Source organism: Georgenia sp. Z1344, from assembly GCF_049856295.1.
In the GTDB taxonomy this organism is placed as follows: Bacteria; Actinomycetota; Actinomycetes; order Actinomycetales; family Actinomycetaceae; genus JB111.
This window is the reverse complement of record NZ_JBNDMZ010000003.1, coordinates 51950-67785: the sequence shown is the minus strand read 5'-3', so window position 1 is coordinate 67785 and position 15836 is coordinate 51950. Positions and strand designations below refer to the sequence as shown.

17 protein-coding genes are annotated in these 15836 nt (G+C 74.9%); 15 read left to right on the top strand and 2 right to left on the bottom strand.

The genetic code is table 11. From position 1 onward, the window contains the following. Positions 1-20 precede the first annotated feature (20 nt). Complete coding sequence (gene rplQ, locus ACPYO6_RS03735; RefSeq protein WP_425713555.1) at positions 21-668, top strand: 50S ribosomal protein L17; 648 nt, start codon at positions 21-23, stop codon at positions 666-668. Positions 669-911: 243 nt separating this feature from the next. Here the strand turns inward: rplQ and ACPYO6_RS03730 are convergent, their stop codons facing one another. Beyond that, positions 912-1493 carry a hypothetical protein gene (locus ACPYO6_RS03730; RefSeq protein ID WP_425713554.1) on the bottom strand — a complete coding sequence of 194 codons (582 nt, stop codon included), beginning with the start codon at positions 1491-1493 and terminating at the stop codon, positions 912-914. Positions 1494-1658: 165 nt separating this feature from the next. Between ACPYO6_RS03730 and ACPYO6_RS03725 the strand changes: the two genes are divergently transcribed. The 5 genes from ACPYO6_RS03725 to ACPYO6_RS03705 all read left to right on the top strand — a co-directional run bounded on the left by ACPYO6_RS03725 (position 1659) and on the right by ACPYO6_RS03705 (position 6079). After that, positions 1659-2591: a tRNA pseudouridine synthase A gene (locus tag ACPYO6_RS03725; protein ID WP_425713781.1), complete on the top strand. Its 933-nt coding sequence runs from the start codon at positions 1659-1661 to the stop codon at positions 2589-2591. Positions 2592-2821: 230 nt separating this feature from the next. Further along, a complete protein-coding gene (rplM, locus tag ACPYO6_RS03720) occupies positions 2822-3280 on the top strand; it encodes a 50S ribosomal protein L13 (RefSeq protein WP_425713553.1) in 459 nt (152 codons plus the stop codon). Between the two features lie 29 nt (positions 3281-3309). Next, positions 3310-3801, top strand: coding sequence for a 30S ribosomal protein S9 (rpsI, locus tag ACPYO6_RS03715; protein WP_425713552.1), 492 nt, complete (start codon positions 3310-3312; stop codon positions 3799-3801). Positions 3802-3932: 131 nt separating this feature from the next. Continuing rightward, complete coding sequence (glmM, locus tag ACPYO6_RS03710) at positions 3933-5297, top strand: phosphoglucosamine mutase (protein WP_425713551.1); 1365 nt, start codon at positions 3933-3935, stop codon at positions 5295-5297. Between the two features lie 5 nt (positions 5298-5302). Further along, positions 5303-6079, top strand: a complete 777-nt coding sequence (locus ACPYO6_RS03705; RefSeq protein ID WP_425713550.1) for a DedA family protein — start codon at positions 5303-5305, stop codon at positions 6077-6079. A 14-nt stretch (positions 6080-6093) separates the two neighbouring features. Here the strand turns inward: ACPYO6_RS03705 and coaA are convergent, their stop codons facing one another. Then, positions 6094-7086, bottom strand: a complete 993-nt coding sequence (gene coaA / locus ACPYO6_RS03700; RefSeq protein ID WP_425713549.1) for a type I pantothenate kinase — start codon at positions 7084-7086, stop codon at positions 6094-6096. Positions 7087-7127: 41 nt separating this feature from the next. Between coaA and glmS the strand changes: the two genes are divergently transcribed. From glmS to ACPYO6_RS03655, 9 genes are all read left to right on the top strand, one after another. Further along, complete coding sequence (glmS, locus tag ACPYO6_RS03695) at positions 7128-8981, top strand: glutamine--fructose-6-phosphate transaminase (isomerizing) (protein ID WP_425713548.1); 1854 nt, start codon at positions 7128-7130, stop codon at positions 8979-8981. A gap of 24 nt (positions 8982-9005) precedes the next feature. Further along, positions 9006-9347 carry a holo-ACP synthase gene (locus tag ACPYO6_RS03690; RefSeq protein ID WP_425713547.1) on the top strand — a complete coding sequence of 114 codons (342 nt, stop codon included), beginning with the start codon at positions 9006-9008 and terminating at the stop codon, positions 9345-9347. Next, the gene (locus ACPYO6_RS03685; RefSeq protein ID WP_425713546.1) at positions 9347-10975 is read left to right on the top strand and encodes an NAD(P)H-hydrate epimerase; all 1629 of its coding nucleotides are present in this window, start codon (positions 9347-9349) and stop codon (positions 10973-10975) included. The genes ACPYO6_RS03690 and ACPYO6_RS03685 overlap by 1 nt, the downstream gene beginning before the upstream one ends. Positions 10976-10998: 23 nt before the next feature. Continuing rightward, positions 10999-12195 (top strand): alanine racemase, encoded by a 1197-nt coding sequence (gene alr / locus ACPYO6_RS03680; protein WP_425713545.1) that lies wholly within the window; start codon positions 10999-11001, stop codon positions 12193-12195. Further along, on the top strand, positions 12192-12842 hold the full coding sequence (gene tsaE, locus ACPYO6_RS03675; RefSeq protein WP_425713544.1) for a tRNA (adenosine(37)-N6)-threonylcarbamoyltransferase complex ATPase subunit type 1 TsaE: 651 nt from the start codon (positions 12192-12194) through the stop codon (positions 12840-12842). The genes alr and tsaE overlap by 4 nt, the downstream gene beginning before the upstream one ends. Next, positions 12839-13813: a hypothetical protein gene (locus ACPYO6_RS03670; RefSeq protein ID WP_425713543.1), complete on the top strand. Its 975-nt coding sequence runs from the start codon at positions 12839-12841 to the stop codon at positions 13811-13813. The genes tsaE and ACPYO6_RS03670 overlap by 4 nt, the downstream gene beginning before the upstream one ends. Before the next feature lie 20 nt (positions 13814-13833). Further along, positions 13834-14517 (top strand): tRNA (adenosine(37)-N6)-threonylcarbamoyltransferase complex dimerization subunit type 1 TsaB, encoded by a 684-nt coding sequence (gene tsaB / locus ACPYO6_RS03665; protein WP_425713542.1) that lies wholly within the window; start codon positions 13834-13836, stop codon positions 14515-14517. Then, positions 14514-14993, top strand: coding sequence for a ribosomal protein S18-alanine N-acetyltransferase (gene rimI, locus ACPYO6_RS03660; RefSeq protein ID WP_425713541.1), 480 nt, complete (start codon positions 14514-14516; stop codon positions 14991-14993). The genes tsaB and rimI overlap by 4 nt, the downstream gene beginning before the upstream one ends. Before the next feature lie 140 nt (positions 14994-15133). After that, the gene (locus tag ACPYO6_RS03655) at positions 15134-15835 is read left to right on the top strand and encodes a succinate dehydrogenase cytochrome b subunit (protein ID WP_425713540.1); all 702 of its coding nucleotides are present in this window, start codon (positions 15134-15136) and stop codon (positions 15833-15835) included. Position 15836 lies beyond the last annotated feature (1 nt).

Sequence of the window (15836 nt, the reverse complement as noted above, 5' to 3'; positions counted from 1 at the left end):
TATTCACTCAAGGAGTCATCATGCCCAAGCCCGCCAAGGGTCCGCGTCTGGGTGGTAGCCCGTCGCACGAGCGCCACATGCTCGACAACCTCGCGCAGTCCCTGTTCGAGCACGGCAGCATCACGACGACGGTCGTGCGCGCCAAGCGCGTCCAGCCGCTGGCCGAGCGCCTCGTCCAGTTCGCCAAGCGCGGCGACCTGGCCTCGCGCCGCCGGGTGCTGACGCACCTGTCGGACAAGAGCGTCGTGCACACACTGTTCGCGGAGACGGCCCCGAAGATGGCCGACCGCGACGGCGGATACACGCGCATCACGAAGGTCGGCAATCGCAAGGGCGACAACGCCCCCATGGCGGTCATCGAGCTCGTCCTCGAGCCGGTCTCGCCGAAGCAGGCCGTCGTCAAGGAGGCCACGAAGGCTGCGCAGAAGGCGGCCCCGGCCGCCGAGGCGCCGGCTGCCGAGGACACGAGCTCGGGGGACACGAGCTCGGAGGAGACCGCCGTGGAGGTCCCGACCTCCGCCGAGTCGATCGAGGCCGATGCCGGCGACACCGCCGACGTCGAGGCTGTCGAGGCCGATGCGCCCGCAGCCGAGGCGACGGAGGTGGACGCCGACGAGGCGACCGACGGCGAGGCGACCGACGGCGAGGCGGACGCCGACAAGGCCTGACGCTCGGGCTCAGCAGAGACGCCGGAGGGCGGACCACCGATGGGTGGTCCGCCCTCCGGCGTTCGAGCGTCGTGGACCGGCGGGTGTGCCCGCACGACGACGGCCGCGACGCCGGAGCGCCGCGGTCGTCGACCGCCCGTGCCGGCGGAACCCCCTCAGGAACCACCGCTTCCGGCCGGTGGCGACCGGGGACCCCTCAGACCCCGGTCGCGGCACGCGCGTGGCTCGCGGCCACGGGCGTGGTCAGTCGCCCGAGTCGGCGCTCGGGGCCGAGTCGGGGGAGTCCGGGGAGCTCGCGCTCGGGGCGGAGGCCGGGGAGTCGGCCGACCAGCCCGAGTCTGCCGAGACCGGAGCCGGACGCGGCGCGGGGGCAGGCGCGGGAGCCGGTGCCGGGGCGGGCGCGGGACGGGGAGCCGGTGCGGGCGCGGGGGCCTGCTGGCGCGGCGCGGGGGCCGGCGACGGTGCCGACGGCGCGGACTGCGCCGAGGCGGGCGACGGGGCCGGCGCCGGGCTCGCGGCCGAGACGGCCGAGGCCTGGCTGGGAGCGCTGACCGTGCTCACCGCGGTGCGCGTGCTGTAGGCGGACTCGGGCAGCGCGAGGCGGCCCGGGCCGAGCAGCTCGACGCGCGGTGCCGACGGCGCGGACGGTGCCGAGGAGGGCGACGGTGCCGACGGGCCGGACACGGTCTGCCGCTGCGACGCGGGGGTGCGGTCCGCGGGTCGGTCGTCCCGGTCGTCGCGGTCGTCGGCGACGGCGAGCGAGCCGCCCGCGATGATGGCCACGGCGGACAGGGTGCCGGTGGTGATCCACAGCTTCTTGCTCATGATCTCTCTCCTTCGTCGGCCGTCCGGGGGGACGGGGTCTCTCGATGACCTGAACTCTGCCGAAGCGATCGGTGAAGACCGGGAGAGCGATGTGAAGGTCCCCTCATCTCGTGGTGGAGGCGTTCATCCGGCGCCAGAGACCCGTGCGTGGTCGCGCGGGCACGGATGGGTGGGGCGGCCCCCGACTACCCTGCTCGGGTGGAGAGCGAACCCCCCGTCGACCCGGTGCGCGTCCGCCTCGACCTCGCCTACGACGGCACGGACTTCTCCGGCTGGGCGGCGCAACCGGGCCTGCGCACCGTCGAGGGCGAGCTGACGGCGGCACTGACCACGGTGCTGCGCGTGCCGGGTCTGAGGCTCACCGTGGCGGGGCGGACCGACGCCGGCGTGCACGCACACCACCAGGTGGCGCACGTCGACGTCCCTCGCGAGGCCTGGGACGCCGTCCCCGGACGCTCGGGCCGCACCCCGGGCGAGGCCCTCGTCGCGCGCCTCGCCGGTGTCCTCGCCAAGGCGGCGGGCGGACCGCGCGGGAGCAGCGACGTCGTCGTGCGGGGTGCTGCACCGGCCCCCGACGGCTTCGACGCACGCTTCTCGGCCACCTGGCGCAGCTACCGGTACCGCGTGAGCGACGCGGCGGCCACCCGCGACCCCGGGCGGCGCGGCACCGTGCTGTGGCACCCGCGCCCGCTCGACGAGCGAGCGATGGCACGGGCGGCGACCGGCCTCGTCGGCGAGCACGACTTCCTGTCCTACTGCCGCCCCCGGGAGGGCGCGACGACGATCCGCACCCTCGAGTCCGCCGCCGTCGAGCGGGCGGCGAGCGGCGCGGACGCCGGGCTCCTCGTGCTCTCCGTGCGCGCCGACGCGTTCTGCCACTCGATGGTCCGCTCGCTCGCCGGCGCGCTGCTGGCCGTGGGGGAGGGGCGGCGCGACCCGGGGTGGCCCGCGGAGGCGCTCGCGCTGCGGAGCCGGACGGCGGGCGTCGACGTCGCGCCGGCGCACGGGCTCACGCTCGAGGAGGTCGGGTACCCGGACGACAGCCGGCTGGCCGTGAGGGCGGCGGCGGCCCGGCGGGTGCGGACGCTGGAGGAGTAGGCGTGGTGTCCACCGTCACGACCTCTGCGAGGTGCGGGGTCTCCCGCGCCCGGCGCGGGTGGGCTACCCTGGGGAGTCGTCGTACGTCCCTCGTGCGCCCGGTGCCTCCCACTCGCCGGAGCCGCGCCGAGGATGACCGCGGCACGAAGCAACCGACCATTGGTGGTGGCGCCCACGAGCGCCGCACCCGTTCGTCAAGAACGCCGACAGTAGTAGTGAGGCATACGCCCGTGCGCACGTACACACCCAAGCCCGGCGACATCACGCGGCAGTGGCACGTCATCGACGCCACCGACGTGGTCCTGGGCCGTCTGGCCTCCCAGGTCGCCACCCTGCTCCGTGGGAAGCACAAGCCGACCTTCGCCCCGCACGTCGACGGCGGTGACTTCGTCGTCGTCATCAACGCCGACAAGGTCGCGCTGACCGGCGCCAAGCTGGCGGACAAGAAGACCTACACCCACTCGGGCTTCCCGGGCGGGCTCAAGTCGACCACCTACGTCGAGATGCTCGCCAAGCACCCGACGCGCGCCGTCGAGCGCGCCGTGCGCGGGATGCTGCCGAAGACGACCCTGGGTCGTCAGCAGCTCGACAAGCTCAAGATCTACGCGGGCCCCGAGCACCCGCACGCGGCCCAGCAGCCGCAGCCGTTCGTCATTGACCAGGTCGCTCAGCAGCCCGCCAAGGCCTGAGCCCACCACCGAGACCCACGAGGAGAACCGTGGCCGAGCCCACCACCGAGTTCGACGTCGACGCAGACGACGTGCCCGCCAGCTACACGTCCGAGAGCGAGTCCGCCCCCGAGGGTGCCGGCGCGTCGATCACCGCCCCCGGCCAGGCCCTGGGCCGCCGCAAGGAGGCCGTGGCCCGCGTCCGGCTCGTCCCGGGTACGGGGGAGTGGACCATCAACGGTCGCACGCTCGAGGAGTACTTCCCGAACAAGCTCCACCAGCAGCTCGCGCGCTCGCCGTTCACGCTGCTCGACCTCGACGGTCGCTTCGACGTCCACGCGCGCATCGCCGGTGGCGGTACGTCCGGCCAGGCCGGCGCGCTGCGCCTCGGTATCGCCCGCGCGCTCAACGTCATCGACCGCGACGCGAACCGCGCCGAGCTGAAGAAGGCCGGGTTCCTCACGCGTGACGCCCGCGCCATCGAGCGCAAGAAGGCCGGCCTCAAGAAGGCCCGCAAGGCGCCGCAGTACTCCAAGCGCTGATCCATTCGGCCACGGCCCCGTCCCGGTTGGGGACGGGGCCGTCGTCGTCCACCCCCGCGCGCCCCGCTGCGCGCACCCGCCGCCGTCCGGCACGCTGTGCGCGGACGGAGACCACCTCTGGAGGGGACCGCATGGCACGGCTGTTCGGCACGGACGGGGTTCGCGGACTCGCGAACCGGGACATCACCGCGAGCCTCGCGCTCGAGCTCGGCGTGGCCGCCGCGCGCGAGCTCGTCGCCTCGGGGGCCGCGCACGGCGCCGGGGACCGGCCGCGAGCCATCGTCGGCCGTGACACGCGCGTCTCCGGCGAGATGCTGTCGGCCGCGATGTGCGCGGGCCTGGCCTCGGCGGGCGTCGACGTCGACGATGTCGGGGTGCTGCCCACGCCGGGGATCGCCCACCTCACCGCGACCTCCGACGTCGACCTCGGCGTGGTCATCTCCGCCTCGCACAACGCGATGCCGGACAACGGCATCAAGTTCTTCGCCCGCGGCGGCTACAAGCTCGACGACGCGGTCGAGGACCGGCTCGAGTCGCTCCTCGGCACCGACTACGACGCCCCCGTCGGCGACGGCCTCGGCCGCCTCGGGGCCGGCGCCGGCGCTGCCGACGCGACCTACATCCAGCACCTCGTCGGCGCGATCGGGAGCACGCCGCTCAAGGGTCTGCGCGTGGCCGTCGACTGCGCGAACGGCGCGGCCTCGGACATCGCGCCCGCCGCGCTGCGGGAGGCCGGCGCCGACGTCGTCGTCCTCAACGCCTCGCCGGACGGCTACAACATCAACGACGCCTGCGGGTCGACGCACCCCGAGCAGCTCCAGGCCGTGACCGTGGCCGCCGGCGCCGCCTTCGGCGTCGCGTTCGACGGGGACGCCGACCGCTGCCTCGCCGTCGACGCCGCCGGGACGCTGGTCGACGGCGACCAGATCATGGGCATCCTTGCGACCGACCTCAAGGAGCGCGGCGAGCTCGCGCACGACACGCTCGTCGTCACGGTGATGTCCAACCTCGGCCTCCTCAAGGCGATGGAGCGCGAGGGCATCGCGACCGTCCAGACGGGCGTGGGCGACCGCTACGTGCTCGAGGCGATGCGCGCCGGCGGGTTCGTCCTCGGCGGCGAGCAGTCGGGCCACGTCATCGCCGCCTCCCACGCCTCGACCGGGGACGGTGTGCTCACGGCGCTCCTCCTCGCCCAGCGCGTGGTCCAGACCGGGCGCTCGCTCACCGATCTCGCGTCCGTCGTCACCCGCCTCCCGCAGGTGCTGCTCAACGTCAAGGGCGTCGACCGGGCCGGGGCCGCCACGGACGAGGGCGTCGCCGACGCCGTCGCGGCCTCCGAGGGGCGTCTCGGCGGCGGGGGCCGCGTGCTCCTGCGCCCGTCCGGCACCGAGCCGGTCGTGCGCGTGATGGTCGAGGCCGGCACGGAGGACGTGGCCCGCCACGAGGCGGAGACCCTGGCCGCGGTCGTCGCCGACCGGCTCGCCCTGCCCGCCTGACCGACGTGGGAGACGTCCTCGCGCTCGTCGACGCCGTCCAGGACTGGATGGTCGACCTCGCGGCGTCTCCGTGGGTCCTCGTCATCGTCCTCGCGGGCTGCATCGTCGACGGCTTCTTCCCGGCGGCGCCGAGCGAGGGGGTCGTCATCGCGGCCGCCGCGCTCACCGCGCACGGCGAGGGCCCGCACATCTACCTCCTGTGGCCGGCGGCGGCCGTCGGTGCGTTCGTGGGCGACCAGATCGCCTACCGGATCGGCATGGCGATCCCGCTGCACCGCATCCCCGTGCTCAACCGGGGGCGCGGCGCGAAGGTCGTGGCCGGAGCGCGCCGCACGCTCGGCAGGCGCGGGGCCGCGCTCATCCTCGCCGCGCGCTTCATCCCGTTCGGCCGGGTGGCCGTCAACATGACCGCGGGGGCGGTCGACTACCCCCGGACCAGGTTCGTCCTGCTCAGCGGGATCGCGGCGATCGTCTGGGCGACCTACGCGGTGGCGCTCGGGTTCGGCGCGGGCGCGGCGATCAAGGAGCACCCGCTGCTCGGGGTGGTGCTCGGCGTCGTCGGCGGTTTCCTCCTCGGGATCCTCCTCGAGCGGGTGCTCGGCTGGGCGCAGGGCCGCTTCCTCCCGCAGCTCGGGCTGGACGACGAGGAGGAGGACGAGCACGACGACGACGAGCACGACGCCGCCGCCACTGCTGCTCCCGCCGACCGCGTGGGCGGAGCCGACGGCGAGCCGGACACGGACCCGGAGTCCGACTCGGACACCGAGGGCCAGGTCGCGTAGCGCGGCGTCGGCGCTCAGAGCTTGCGCAGCAGCATCCGGTGCATCCGGTGGTCGCCGTCCTTCGTGATGACGAGCTTGGCCCGGCCGCGGGTGGGCAGGATGTTCTGCACGAGGTTGGGGGCGTTGATCGTCTCCCAGATGTGCGCGGCGGTGGCGGCGCCCTCCTCGTCGTCGAGGTCGGCGTAGCGGCGGAAGTACGAGCCGGGCACGGAGAACGCGGTCTCGCGCAGCGCGAGGAACCGGTCGACGTACCACCGCTTGACGTCGGAGGTCCGCGCGTCGACGTAGATCGAGAAGTCGAAGAAGTCGCTGACGGCGAGCATCGACGAACGGTCGGCGGTGGGCCGCGCCGGCTGGAGGACGTTGAGCCCCTCGACGATGAGGATGTCCGGGTGCGTGACGACCTTCCGCTCGCCCGGCACGATGTCGTACCGCACGTGGTCGTAGACGGGCGTGGACACCGAGGTCGCGCCCGCCTTGACCGAGGCGACGAAGCGCAGCAGCGCGCGCCGGTCGTAGGACTCGGGGAAGCCCTTGCGGCCGAGCAGCCCGCGCCGCTCGAGCTCGGCGTTGGGGAAGAGGAACCCGTCGGTCGTCACGAGCTCGACCCGCGGTGTCTGGGGCCAGCGCCGCAGGAGCTCGCGCAGCAGCCGGGACGTCGACGACTTGCCGACCGCGACCGAACCGGCGACCCCGATGACGAACGGTGTGCGCTGGTAGCTGCCGCCGAGGAAGTGGGCCGTGCCGGCGTGCAGGTGGTCCGTCGCCGCGACGTACTGCTGGAGCAGCGCGGAGAGCGGTCGGTAGACGACGTCGACCTCGGACAGGTCGAGCGGGTCCCCGAGCCCGCGGAGGTTGACGACGTCGGCGTCGGTCAGCGGCAGCGGGGTCGTCTCGGCCAGGCGCGACCACGACTCGCGGTCGAGCTCCGTGTAGGGCGTGAGGTGGCGGCCGTGCTCGGCCCCGTCCCGGGATCCGTCGTCGGGTCGCTGGAGGTCCGCTGACACCCGGACATTCTGCCACCGGCGAGGCAGTTATCCTCGCTCCCATGTGTGGAATCGTCGGCTACGTCGGCCCCAGCGCCCCGTCCACCCGCCCCCTCGAGATCGCCATGGACGGTCTCGCGCGGCTCGAGTACCGCGGGTACGACTCCGCGGGCATCGCCGTGCACACGGGTGAGGAGATCGTCGTCCGCAAACGGGCGGGCAAGCTCCAGAACCTGCGCGACGCGATCGAGCAGGACCCCGTGCCGGACGGCGTGGCCTCGATCGGCCACACCCGCTGGGCCACCCACGGCGGCCCCACCGACGCCAACGCGCACCCGCACGTCGGGGGCGACGGAGCCGTCGCCGTCATCCACAACGGCATCATCGAGAACTTCGCCCCGCTGCGCCGCGAGCTCGTCGAGGCCGGCGTGGAGATGACGTCGCAGACCGACACCGAGGTCGTCGCCCACCTGCTCGCCGCCGCCTACGACGGCGACCTCACGGCCGCGATGCTCGCCGTCGTCGGCCGGCTCGAGGGCGCGTTCACGATCCTCGCCCAGCACCGCGACCAGCCCGGCACGGTGGTCGGCGCCCGCCGGTCCTCCCCGCTCGTGGTCGGGCTCGGCGAGGGCGAGAACTTCCTCGGCTCGGACGTCTCCGCGTTCATCTCCGGGACGAAGGAGGCCCTCGAGCTCGACGAGGACCAGGTCGTGACGATCACGCCCGGCTCGGTCGAGGTCGTCGGCTTCGACGGCTCGCCCGCCCAGGGACGCCGCTACACGGTGGACTGGGACGCGGCCGCGGCGGTCAAGGACGGGTTCCCCACCTTCATGGACAAGGAGATCCACGACCAGCCGGCCGCCGTGCGCGACACGCTGCTCGGGCGCCGCGACGAGGAGGGACGCCTCGTCCTCAACGAGATGCGGATCGAGGAGTCGGTGCTGCGCACCGTCGACAAGGTCATCATCATCGCCTGCGGCACCGCCGCGTACGCCGGGCACGTGGCCAAGTACGCCATCGAGCACTGGTGCCGGATCCCCTGCGAGGTCGAGCTCGCGAGCGAGTTCCGCTACCGCGACCCGGTCGTCACCGAGCGCACCCTCGTCGTCGCGATCTCCCAGTCGGGGGAGACGATGGACACGCTCATGGCCGTGCGGCACGCGCGCGAGCAGGGCTCGAAGGTCCTGGCCATCGTCAACACGTTCGGGTCGACGATCGCGCGCGAGGCCGACGCCGTGCTGTACACGCACGCGGGCCCCGAGATCGCCGTCGCCTCGACCAAGGCGTTCCTCGCCCAGATCACGGGCTGCTACCTGCTCGGCCTCTACCTCTCCCAGCTGCGCGGCAACAAGTACCCGGAGGAGGTGGCGGGCTACCTCGAGGAGCTCGCCGCGATGCCGGACAAGATCGCGGAGGTCCTCGAGAAGGAGGAGGAGCACGTCCGCGAGCTCGCCCGGTCGATGGCCGACACGGACTCGGTGCTCTTCCTCGGCCGGCACGTCGGCTTCCCCGTCGCCCTCGAGGGGGCGCTCAAGCTCAAGGAGCTCGCGTACATCCACGCGGAGGGCTTCGCCGCCGGCGAGCTCAAGCACGGGCCGATCGCGCTCGTCGACGAGGGGCAGCCGGTGTTCGTCGTCGTGCCCACGCCTCGGCGCCCCGTCCTCCACCAGAAGGTCGTCTCCAACATCCAGGAGGTCCGTGCGCGGGGCGCGCTGACGATCGTGGTCGCGGAGGAGGGGGACACGGACGTCGAGGAGGTCGCGGAGCACGTCATCCGCGTGCCGCGCACGCCCACCCTCATGATGCCGCTCGTGACGACCGTCCCGCTGCAGATCTTCGCCTCCGAGGTGGCCGCGGCGAAGGGGCTCGACGTCGACCAGCCCCGCAACCTCGCCAAGTCCGTCACGGTCGAGTAGCGGCCCGCGGTGGGGGTGCGGTCGGTGGGGATCGACGTCTGCTCGGTCGAGCGGTTCACGGAGGCCGTCGAACGGTCGCCGCGGCTGCTCACGCGGTTGTTCACGCCCGAGGAGCGCGACCTGCCGCCGGCGTCGCTCGCCGCGCGGTTCGCCGCGAAGGAGGCCATCGCGAAGGCGCTCGGTGCGCCCGCGGGCATGCGCTGGCACGACTGCACCGTGCGGCGGGTGAGCGGCGGCGCGCCGCTCGTCGAGATCCGGGGCACCGTGGCGGCCCGGGCGGCCGAGCTCGGCATCGTCCGGTGGCACCTCTCGATCTCGCACGACGCCGGGATCGCCGCCGCCGTGGCGATCGGGGAGGGAGACTGATGCGGACCGCACTGACGGCCGGGGCGATCAGGACGCTCGAGGAGCCGCACCTCGCGGCCGGCGTGCCGCTGATGGAACGGGCGGCCGGCACCGTGGCGGCCGCCGTCGAGGCGGAGCTGCGCGCGACCACGAAGGACCTCACGGGCACGCGCGTGCTCGTGCTCGTCGGCCCCGGTGCCAACGGCGGGGACGCGCTGCTGGCCGCGGCCCGGCTCGCCTCGACGGGCGTGCGGGTCGTCGCCCTCACGGTCGGCGACTCCGTGCACCCGCCGGGCCTGTACGCGGCGCGCACGGCCGGGGTCGACCTCCGGTCCGCCCCGGGCTCCGCCGTGCCCGACGTCCCCGAGGCGACCGACGTCCCCGACCTCGTGTCGTGGTCCGAGCTGATCGTCGACGGCATGCTGGGGATCGGGGCCACGGGCGGCCTGCGCGGGCCCGCCCGCGCGGTGGCCGAGACCGTGCTCGCGGGGCCGCGGCGCACGGTCGTGGCCGTCGACGTGCCCTCCGGGATCGGGGTCGACGACGGGACCCTGCCCGGGCCGGTCCTCCACGCCGACGTCACCGTGACGATGATCGCCGCGAAGCCGGGGATCCTCCTCCCGCCGGCGGCCGGCCGCGCCGGTCGCATCGAGGTGTCCGACATCGGGGTGGCGCCGACGGGCGAGCCGGCCGTGGTCGAACCGGGCTGGGCCGAGGTCGCGCGGAGCGTGCACACCCCCTCGTGGGAGGACGACAAGTACTCCCGCGGCGTCCTCGGGGTGGTCGCGGGCTCGGAGACCTACCCGGGCGCCGCCGTTCTCACGGTGGCGGGCGCGCTGCGCACCGGGGTCGGCATGGTCCGGCACCTCGCGGACCGGCGGTCCGTCGACCTCGTGCTCGCCGCCCACCCCGAGGTCGTCGGTGCCGACGGGCGCGTCCAGGCCCTCGTCGTCGGCCCCGGCACGGCCGACGGCGCCGACCGGGAGCGGCTCTCGGCCGCCCTCGAGCGGGCGCTGCGCGACGGCACCCCGACGGTCGTCGACGCCGGTGCGCTGCCGCTCGTGACCGGGCTCGACCGCAGCGGGCACGGGGTGACCGGCGACCTCGCCGGGACGGTGCCGTTCGTCCTCACCCCGCACCCCGGGGAGGCTGCGCGGCTGCTGAGCACGCTGCGGTCGGCGGAGGTGGACCGCGCGGAGGTCGAGGCCGCCCCCGCGGCCGCGGCGACCGAGATCGCCCACGGGACCGGCGCGGTGGTGCTCCTCAAGGGCGCCCGCACGGTCGTCGCCGGGGGCGGACCGCTGCGCGTGGCCTCCGCCGGCGTCCCGTGGCTCGCGACCGCCGGCTCCGGCGACGTCCTTGCCGGCGTGCTCGGCGCGCTCCTCACCTCGGCCGGCGCTCGGGCCGAGGCGGTGGGGCGCCCGCTCAGCCGCGCCGAGCTCGCCGACGCCGCCGTGGCGGCCGCCCACGTCCACGGCAGCGCGGGCCTGCGCGCGGCCGGGGACGCACCAGGTCGGCCGATCGTCGCCGGCGACGTCGCGGCCGCCCTGCCTGACGTCGTCGCCGACCTCGTGGCCGGGCGCGACCCGGCGGGCGAGCAGACGTCGGCCCGCGGCGGTGGGATCCTCCAGCGGTTCGGCCTGCGGTGAGCGGCGCCTGGCACACTGTCGCGGTGACGAACGAGGGCGGGAGCGTGAGCGCCGCGGAGAGCCACTGGCCGGCGCGGGCGCGGATCGACCACGAGGCCTTCGCGCACAACCTCCGCACCCTGCGGGACCGTGCCGGCGGGGTCGACGTCCTCGCCGTCGTCAAGGCCGACGCCTACGGGCACGGACTGCTGCCCGTCGCGCGGACCGCTCTCGAGGCCGGGGCCACCCTCCTCGGGGTGGCGCAGCTGGCCGAGGCGCTGACGCTGCGGCACGGGCTCGGCCCCGGCGGTCGCGTGCTCGCCTGGCTGTACGCCCCCGGCGCCCCGCTCGCCGCGGCGCTCCGGGCCGACATCGAGATCGGCATCGGTGCCCCGTGGATGCTCGACGAGGTCCTCGCCGCGACCCGGGAGACCGGCATCGCCGCGGACGTGCACCTCAAGCTCGACACGGGGATGGCCCGCAACGGCGTCGAGCCACGGCAGGTCGACGAGCTCGCCGCCAGGCTCGGCCCGGCGGTCGCCGAGGGGTCGGTCCGCGTGGCCTCGACCTTCTCCCACCTGGCGAGCGCGGACGAGCCCGGCAGCGGCGTGACGGAGCGTCAGACCGAGCTGTTCCTCGCGCTCGTCGACCGGCTCCGCGCCGCCGGGACCGAGCCCGGGCCGCTGCACCTCGCGGCGTCGTCGGGCGTGCTCCTGCACCCGGCCACCCATCTCGACATGATCCGTCCCGGCATCGCCCTGTACGGGGTCTCCCCGGCCGAGGACGTCGCCCCCGCGGCCGAGCACGGCCTGCGTCCGGTGATGACGGTGAGCGGCCGGCTCGTCCTCACGCGCGAGGCGCCCGCCGGCACGCCCGTGGGCTACGGGCACACCGCCGCCACGGAGCGGGACACGGTCCTCGGGCTCGTCCCGCTCGGGTACGCGGACGGCGTCCCGCGCGCGGCCTCGAACCAGGTCGCGCTCAGCGCCGCGGGGCGGCGCGTCCCTCAGGTCGGGCGCGTGAGCATGGACCAGGTCGTCGTCGACCTCGGGCCGGGGGCGGCGGACCGGCCCGGCGACGACATCGTCCTGTTCGGCGACCCCGCGCGCGGCGAGGCGTCGGCCTGGGACTGGGCGGAGGCGTCCGGGACCATCGCCTACGAGATGCTCACGTCGGTCGGCGTGCGGGTCCCGCGCGTGCACGTGGGCGCCGCCGGCGGCGCGGGGCGGGAGGAACGATGACGGGACGGACCGGGGACACCGGGCAGGTGGGCCAGTACAGACGGACCGGGCAGGCCGAGGTCGCGGGTCGGGGCGGGCAGGCCCGGCAGGTGAGCGCGACCTGGCGCGCGACGGCGCCGACGGCCGAGGACACGCGCGCCCTCGCGGCCCGGCTCGCCGCGCACCTGCGGGCCGGCGACCTGCTCGTGCTCACGGGCCCGCTCGGCGCCGGCAAGACGACCTTCGTCCAGGGCCTCGGGGCGGCGCTCGGGGTGCGCGGGACGATCGCCTCGCCGACCTTCGTCATCGCCCGCGAGCACGTGGGGCAGGGCGGCGGGCCGGGGCTCGTCCACGTCGACGCCTACCGCCTGGCCGGGGCCGGCGACCTCGACGCGCTCGACCTCGACAGCTCGCTCGAGGAGTCGGTGACGGTCGTCGAGTGGGGCGAGGGGACCGCCGAGGCGCTCGCCGAGAGCCGCCTCGACGTGGTGCTCACCCGGCCGGTGGGGGACGTGGCCGGCGAGGCGGAGGATTCGGCGGCCTCCGAGGAGGACGATCAGGAGACCGACCTCGCCCCGCCGGCCGACGAGCCCCGCACGATCGACATCACCGCGCACGGACCGCGCTGGGCCGGTACGGACCTCTCGGACGTGACGGGCCCCGGGTGAGGCGGGCATCCGCGGCGCTGCTCGTCCTGCTCGTCGCCGCGTTCCTCGCGGGACCGGCCGCGGCGTCGCCCGACGCCGGACCGGCCGCGACGGCGCTCGACGCGGGACCGGCCGCGACGGCGCTCGACGCGGGACCGGCCGCGACGGCGCTCGACGAGAGCGCGGCCACGGCGACCGCCGCACGCGCCGAGGTGCCGACCGAGGCCCCCTCGGAGTCCGACTCGGACGGGCCCGTCGAGCCCGACCCCGCGCTCGAGAACCTGCTCACGCTCCCGATGACCGTCGAGCGGTGGTTCACGGTCGAGGCGCAGGCGGTCGCGAGGTCCGGCGCGCCCACCGTGCTGGCCGATGCCGTGGACGGTCGGGCCGAGGACCTGACGGTGGGGACGCCACGACCCGTCCTCGCCTGGTCGTCCGACCTCATGGTCGGGAACGCGGTGGAGCCCGTCGTCGTGGCCACGACGAGGGTCGTGGCACCCGTGCTGCTCGACGGGACGGCGGTCGGCGTCGTCGTGCTGGAGACCGCGACCGGGACGTACGTCGGCGAGGTGCGGGACGTGCCCGGGCTCGGCCCGGCGCTCGCCGAGCTCGACCCCGAGGTCGGTGTCGTCGAGGACGGGCGGACCGGCGCCTGGTACGCCTACGCCCACGGCCGCGTCAGCCCCCTCGACGACCGGGCCGGCGGCATGCTCGCCGGCTCGACGGACCTTGCCGCCTACCTGCCGTTCCTCCTGGACCCGGAGCCTTCCGGAAGCGGCGGGGCGGAGCGCGAGGACTCTGTGCGCTGGGTCGTCGTCGGTGGCGTCGTGGCCGTCGGTGCGGTGCTGCTCGCGGCGGGGATCGCCGTCTGGCTGCGCGGCAGCGAGGAGGAGGACGAGTCGCCGGCCGCCCCGGCCACCGAGCGGCTCCGGGCGCGGGTCCGCGCCGAGCTCCGCGAGGGCCGCTCGGGCCGATGGAGCCACCGCGGCTGACGCGCGCCTACCCTTGACCGGTGCGCGTCCTCGTCATCGACACCTCGTCCCGCCCCGTCGCCGCGATGCTCGTCGCGGGGGACGCGCCCGACGCGTCGCCCCTCGTGCAGCACCTCGGACTGGTCGAGGGTGCCCACGACCGCCGGCACGCCGAGGAGCTCGCGCCGGCCGTCGCCGCGCTCGCCGCCGAGCACGGCCGCCCCGACCTCGTCGTCGTGGGCACCGGGCCCGGGCCGTTCACGGGGCTGCGGGTCGGACTCGTCACCGCGCGGACGCTGGCGCGCGGCTGGGGCGCCGCTCTGGCCGGCGTCCCCTCGCTCGACGCCGTCGCCCGGGTCGCGCTCGACGCGCACCCGGGTGCCACGGTCGTCGTCGCCACCGACGCGCGCCGCCGCGAGGTCTACCACGGGCGGTACCGGGCGGCCGGGCCGGACGAGGTTGAGGTGCTCGCCGGTCCCGCCGTGGCCGCGGGCGCGCAGGTCGGTGCCGATCTCGCGCCGGGCGTCGTCGTCGTGGGGGAGAAGGCCGACGAGGTCACCGGGGGCGACCGGCAGGCCGACGTCCCCACCCCCGACCCGGCCGCGTTCCCGCGCGCGCTCGCCCGGCTCGCCCTCGTGCGCCGCGCCGCCGGCGCGAGCCTCCCCACCGAGCCGCTCTACCTGCGCAGGCCCGACGCCGCCGTCCCCGCCCAGGTGGCGCCGTGAGCTATCGGCTGCGCCCGCTGCGCCCCTCGGACGTGCGCCGGGTCGCGGAGCTGGAGCCGGTGCTCTTCGGCCCCGACGACTGGTCGGCCTCCGTCTACCGCACCGAGCTCGAGCTCGTGGGGCGCACCTACCTCGCCGTCGTCGACGAGGAGGACCGGCTCGTCGGCTGGGCGGGCACGGCCGCGGGTGAGGAGGTCCAGGTGATGACGATCGGGATCGACCCGGACCACCGGCGCCGAGGCCTGGCGACCCGATTGATGGACGAGCTCGTCGACCGCGCGCGGCGTGACGGATCACGCAGCATGCTGCTCGAGGTGCGGGCCGACGACCCCGGCGCCCGCGCCCTGTACGCGCGTCGGGGCTTCGAGGAGATCGGGATCCGGCCGCGGTACTACCAGCGCTCGGGCCGCGACGCGGTCGTCATGCGGCTCGATCTCACAGCCCCCGAGGACGCCGGGAACACCGAGAAGGAATAGCGCACGAAAGGCGCACGAAAATACGCACGACAATTGTTCTTGACCGTGTCGAGAGGCTCCGGAAAGACAATCTCGGGACGATTCGTCTCGCATTCGGCGGGTGCCCGGATCGACCGATCTGCGGGGGTTAGGATCGGCCCGTGACCACCACTGCAGCGCCATCGAGGGCGCAGACGGTACGGAGGACGACGGTCGCGCTCAAGGCTTCGATGGCCGTCACGGGTGTGATCTTCGTGCTCTTCGTCCTGTCCCACATGTACGGCAACCTCAAGATGTTCCAGGGCGCCGAGGCGTTCGACGGATATGCGCACTGGCTCCGCGAGGCGTTCTACCCGATGCTGCCGCACCAGGGGATGCTGTGGATCATGCGGGTCGTGCTGCTCGCCTCGCTGGTGATCCACGCGGGCGCGGCGTTCACGCTGTGGAAGAGGGCCAAGGGCGCCCGCACCACGCGGTACGTCAAGAGGCGGTCGCTGCAGCAGAGCTATGCGTCGCGCACGATGCGGTGGGGCGGCGTCATCATCCTCGCCTTCCTCGTCTTCCACATCCTGCAGTTCACCACGATGACCATCGAGGTCGGCGGCTCGTTCGACAGCCCCTACGCCCGCATGGTCGAGGCGTTCCAGCCGGAGCACTGGTGGGTGTTCGCGATCTACCTCGTCGCGATCGTCCTCCTCGCGTTCCACGTGCGGCACGGCGTGTGGTCGGCGCTCGCCACGCTCGGACTGTCGACGAAGCGGCGCGAGGCGGCCTTCAACGGCCTGGCGATCGTCGTCGCCCTCCTGCTCCTCGTCGGGTTCATGGCGGGCCCGACGGCCATCCTCCTCGGCATCGTGAATTGAG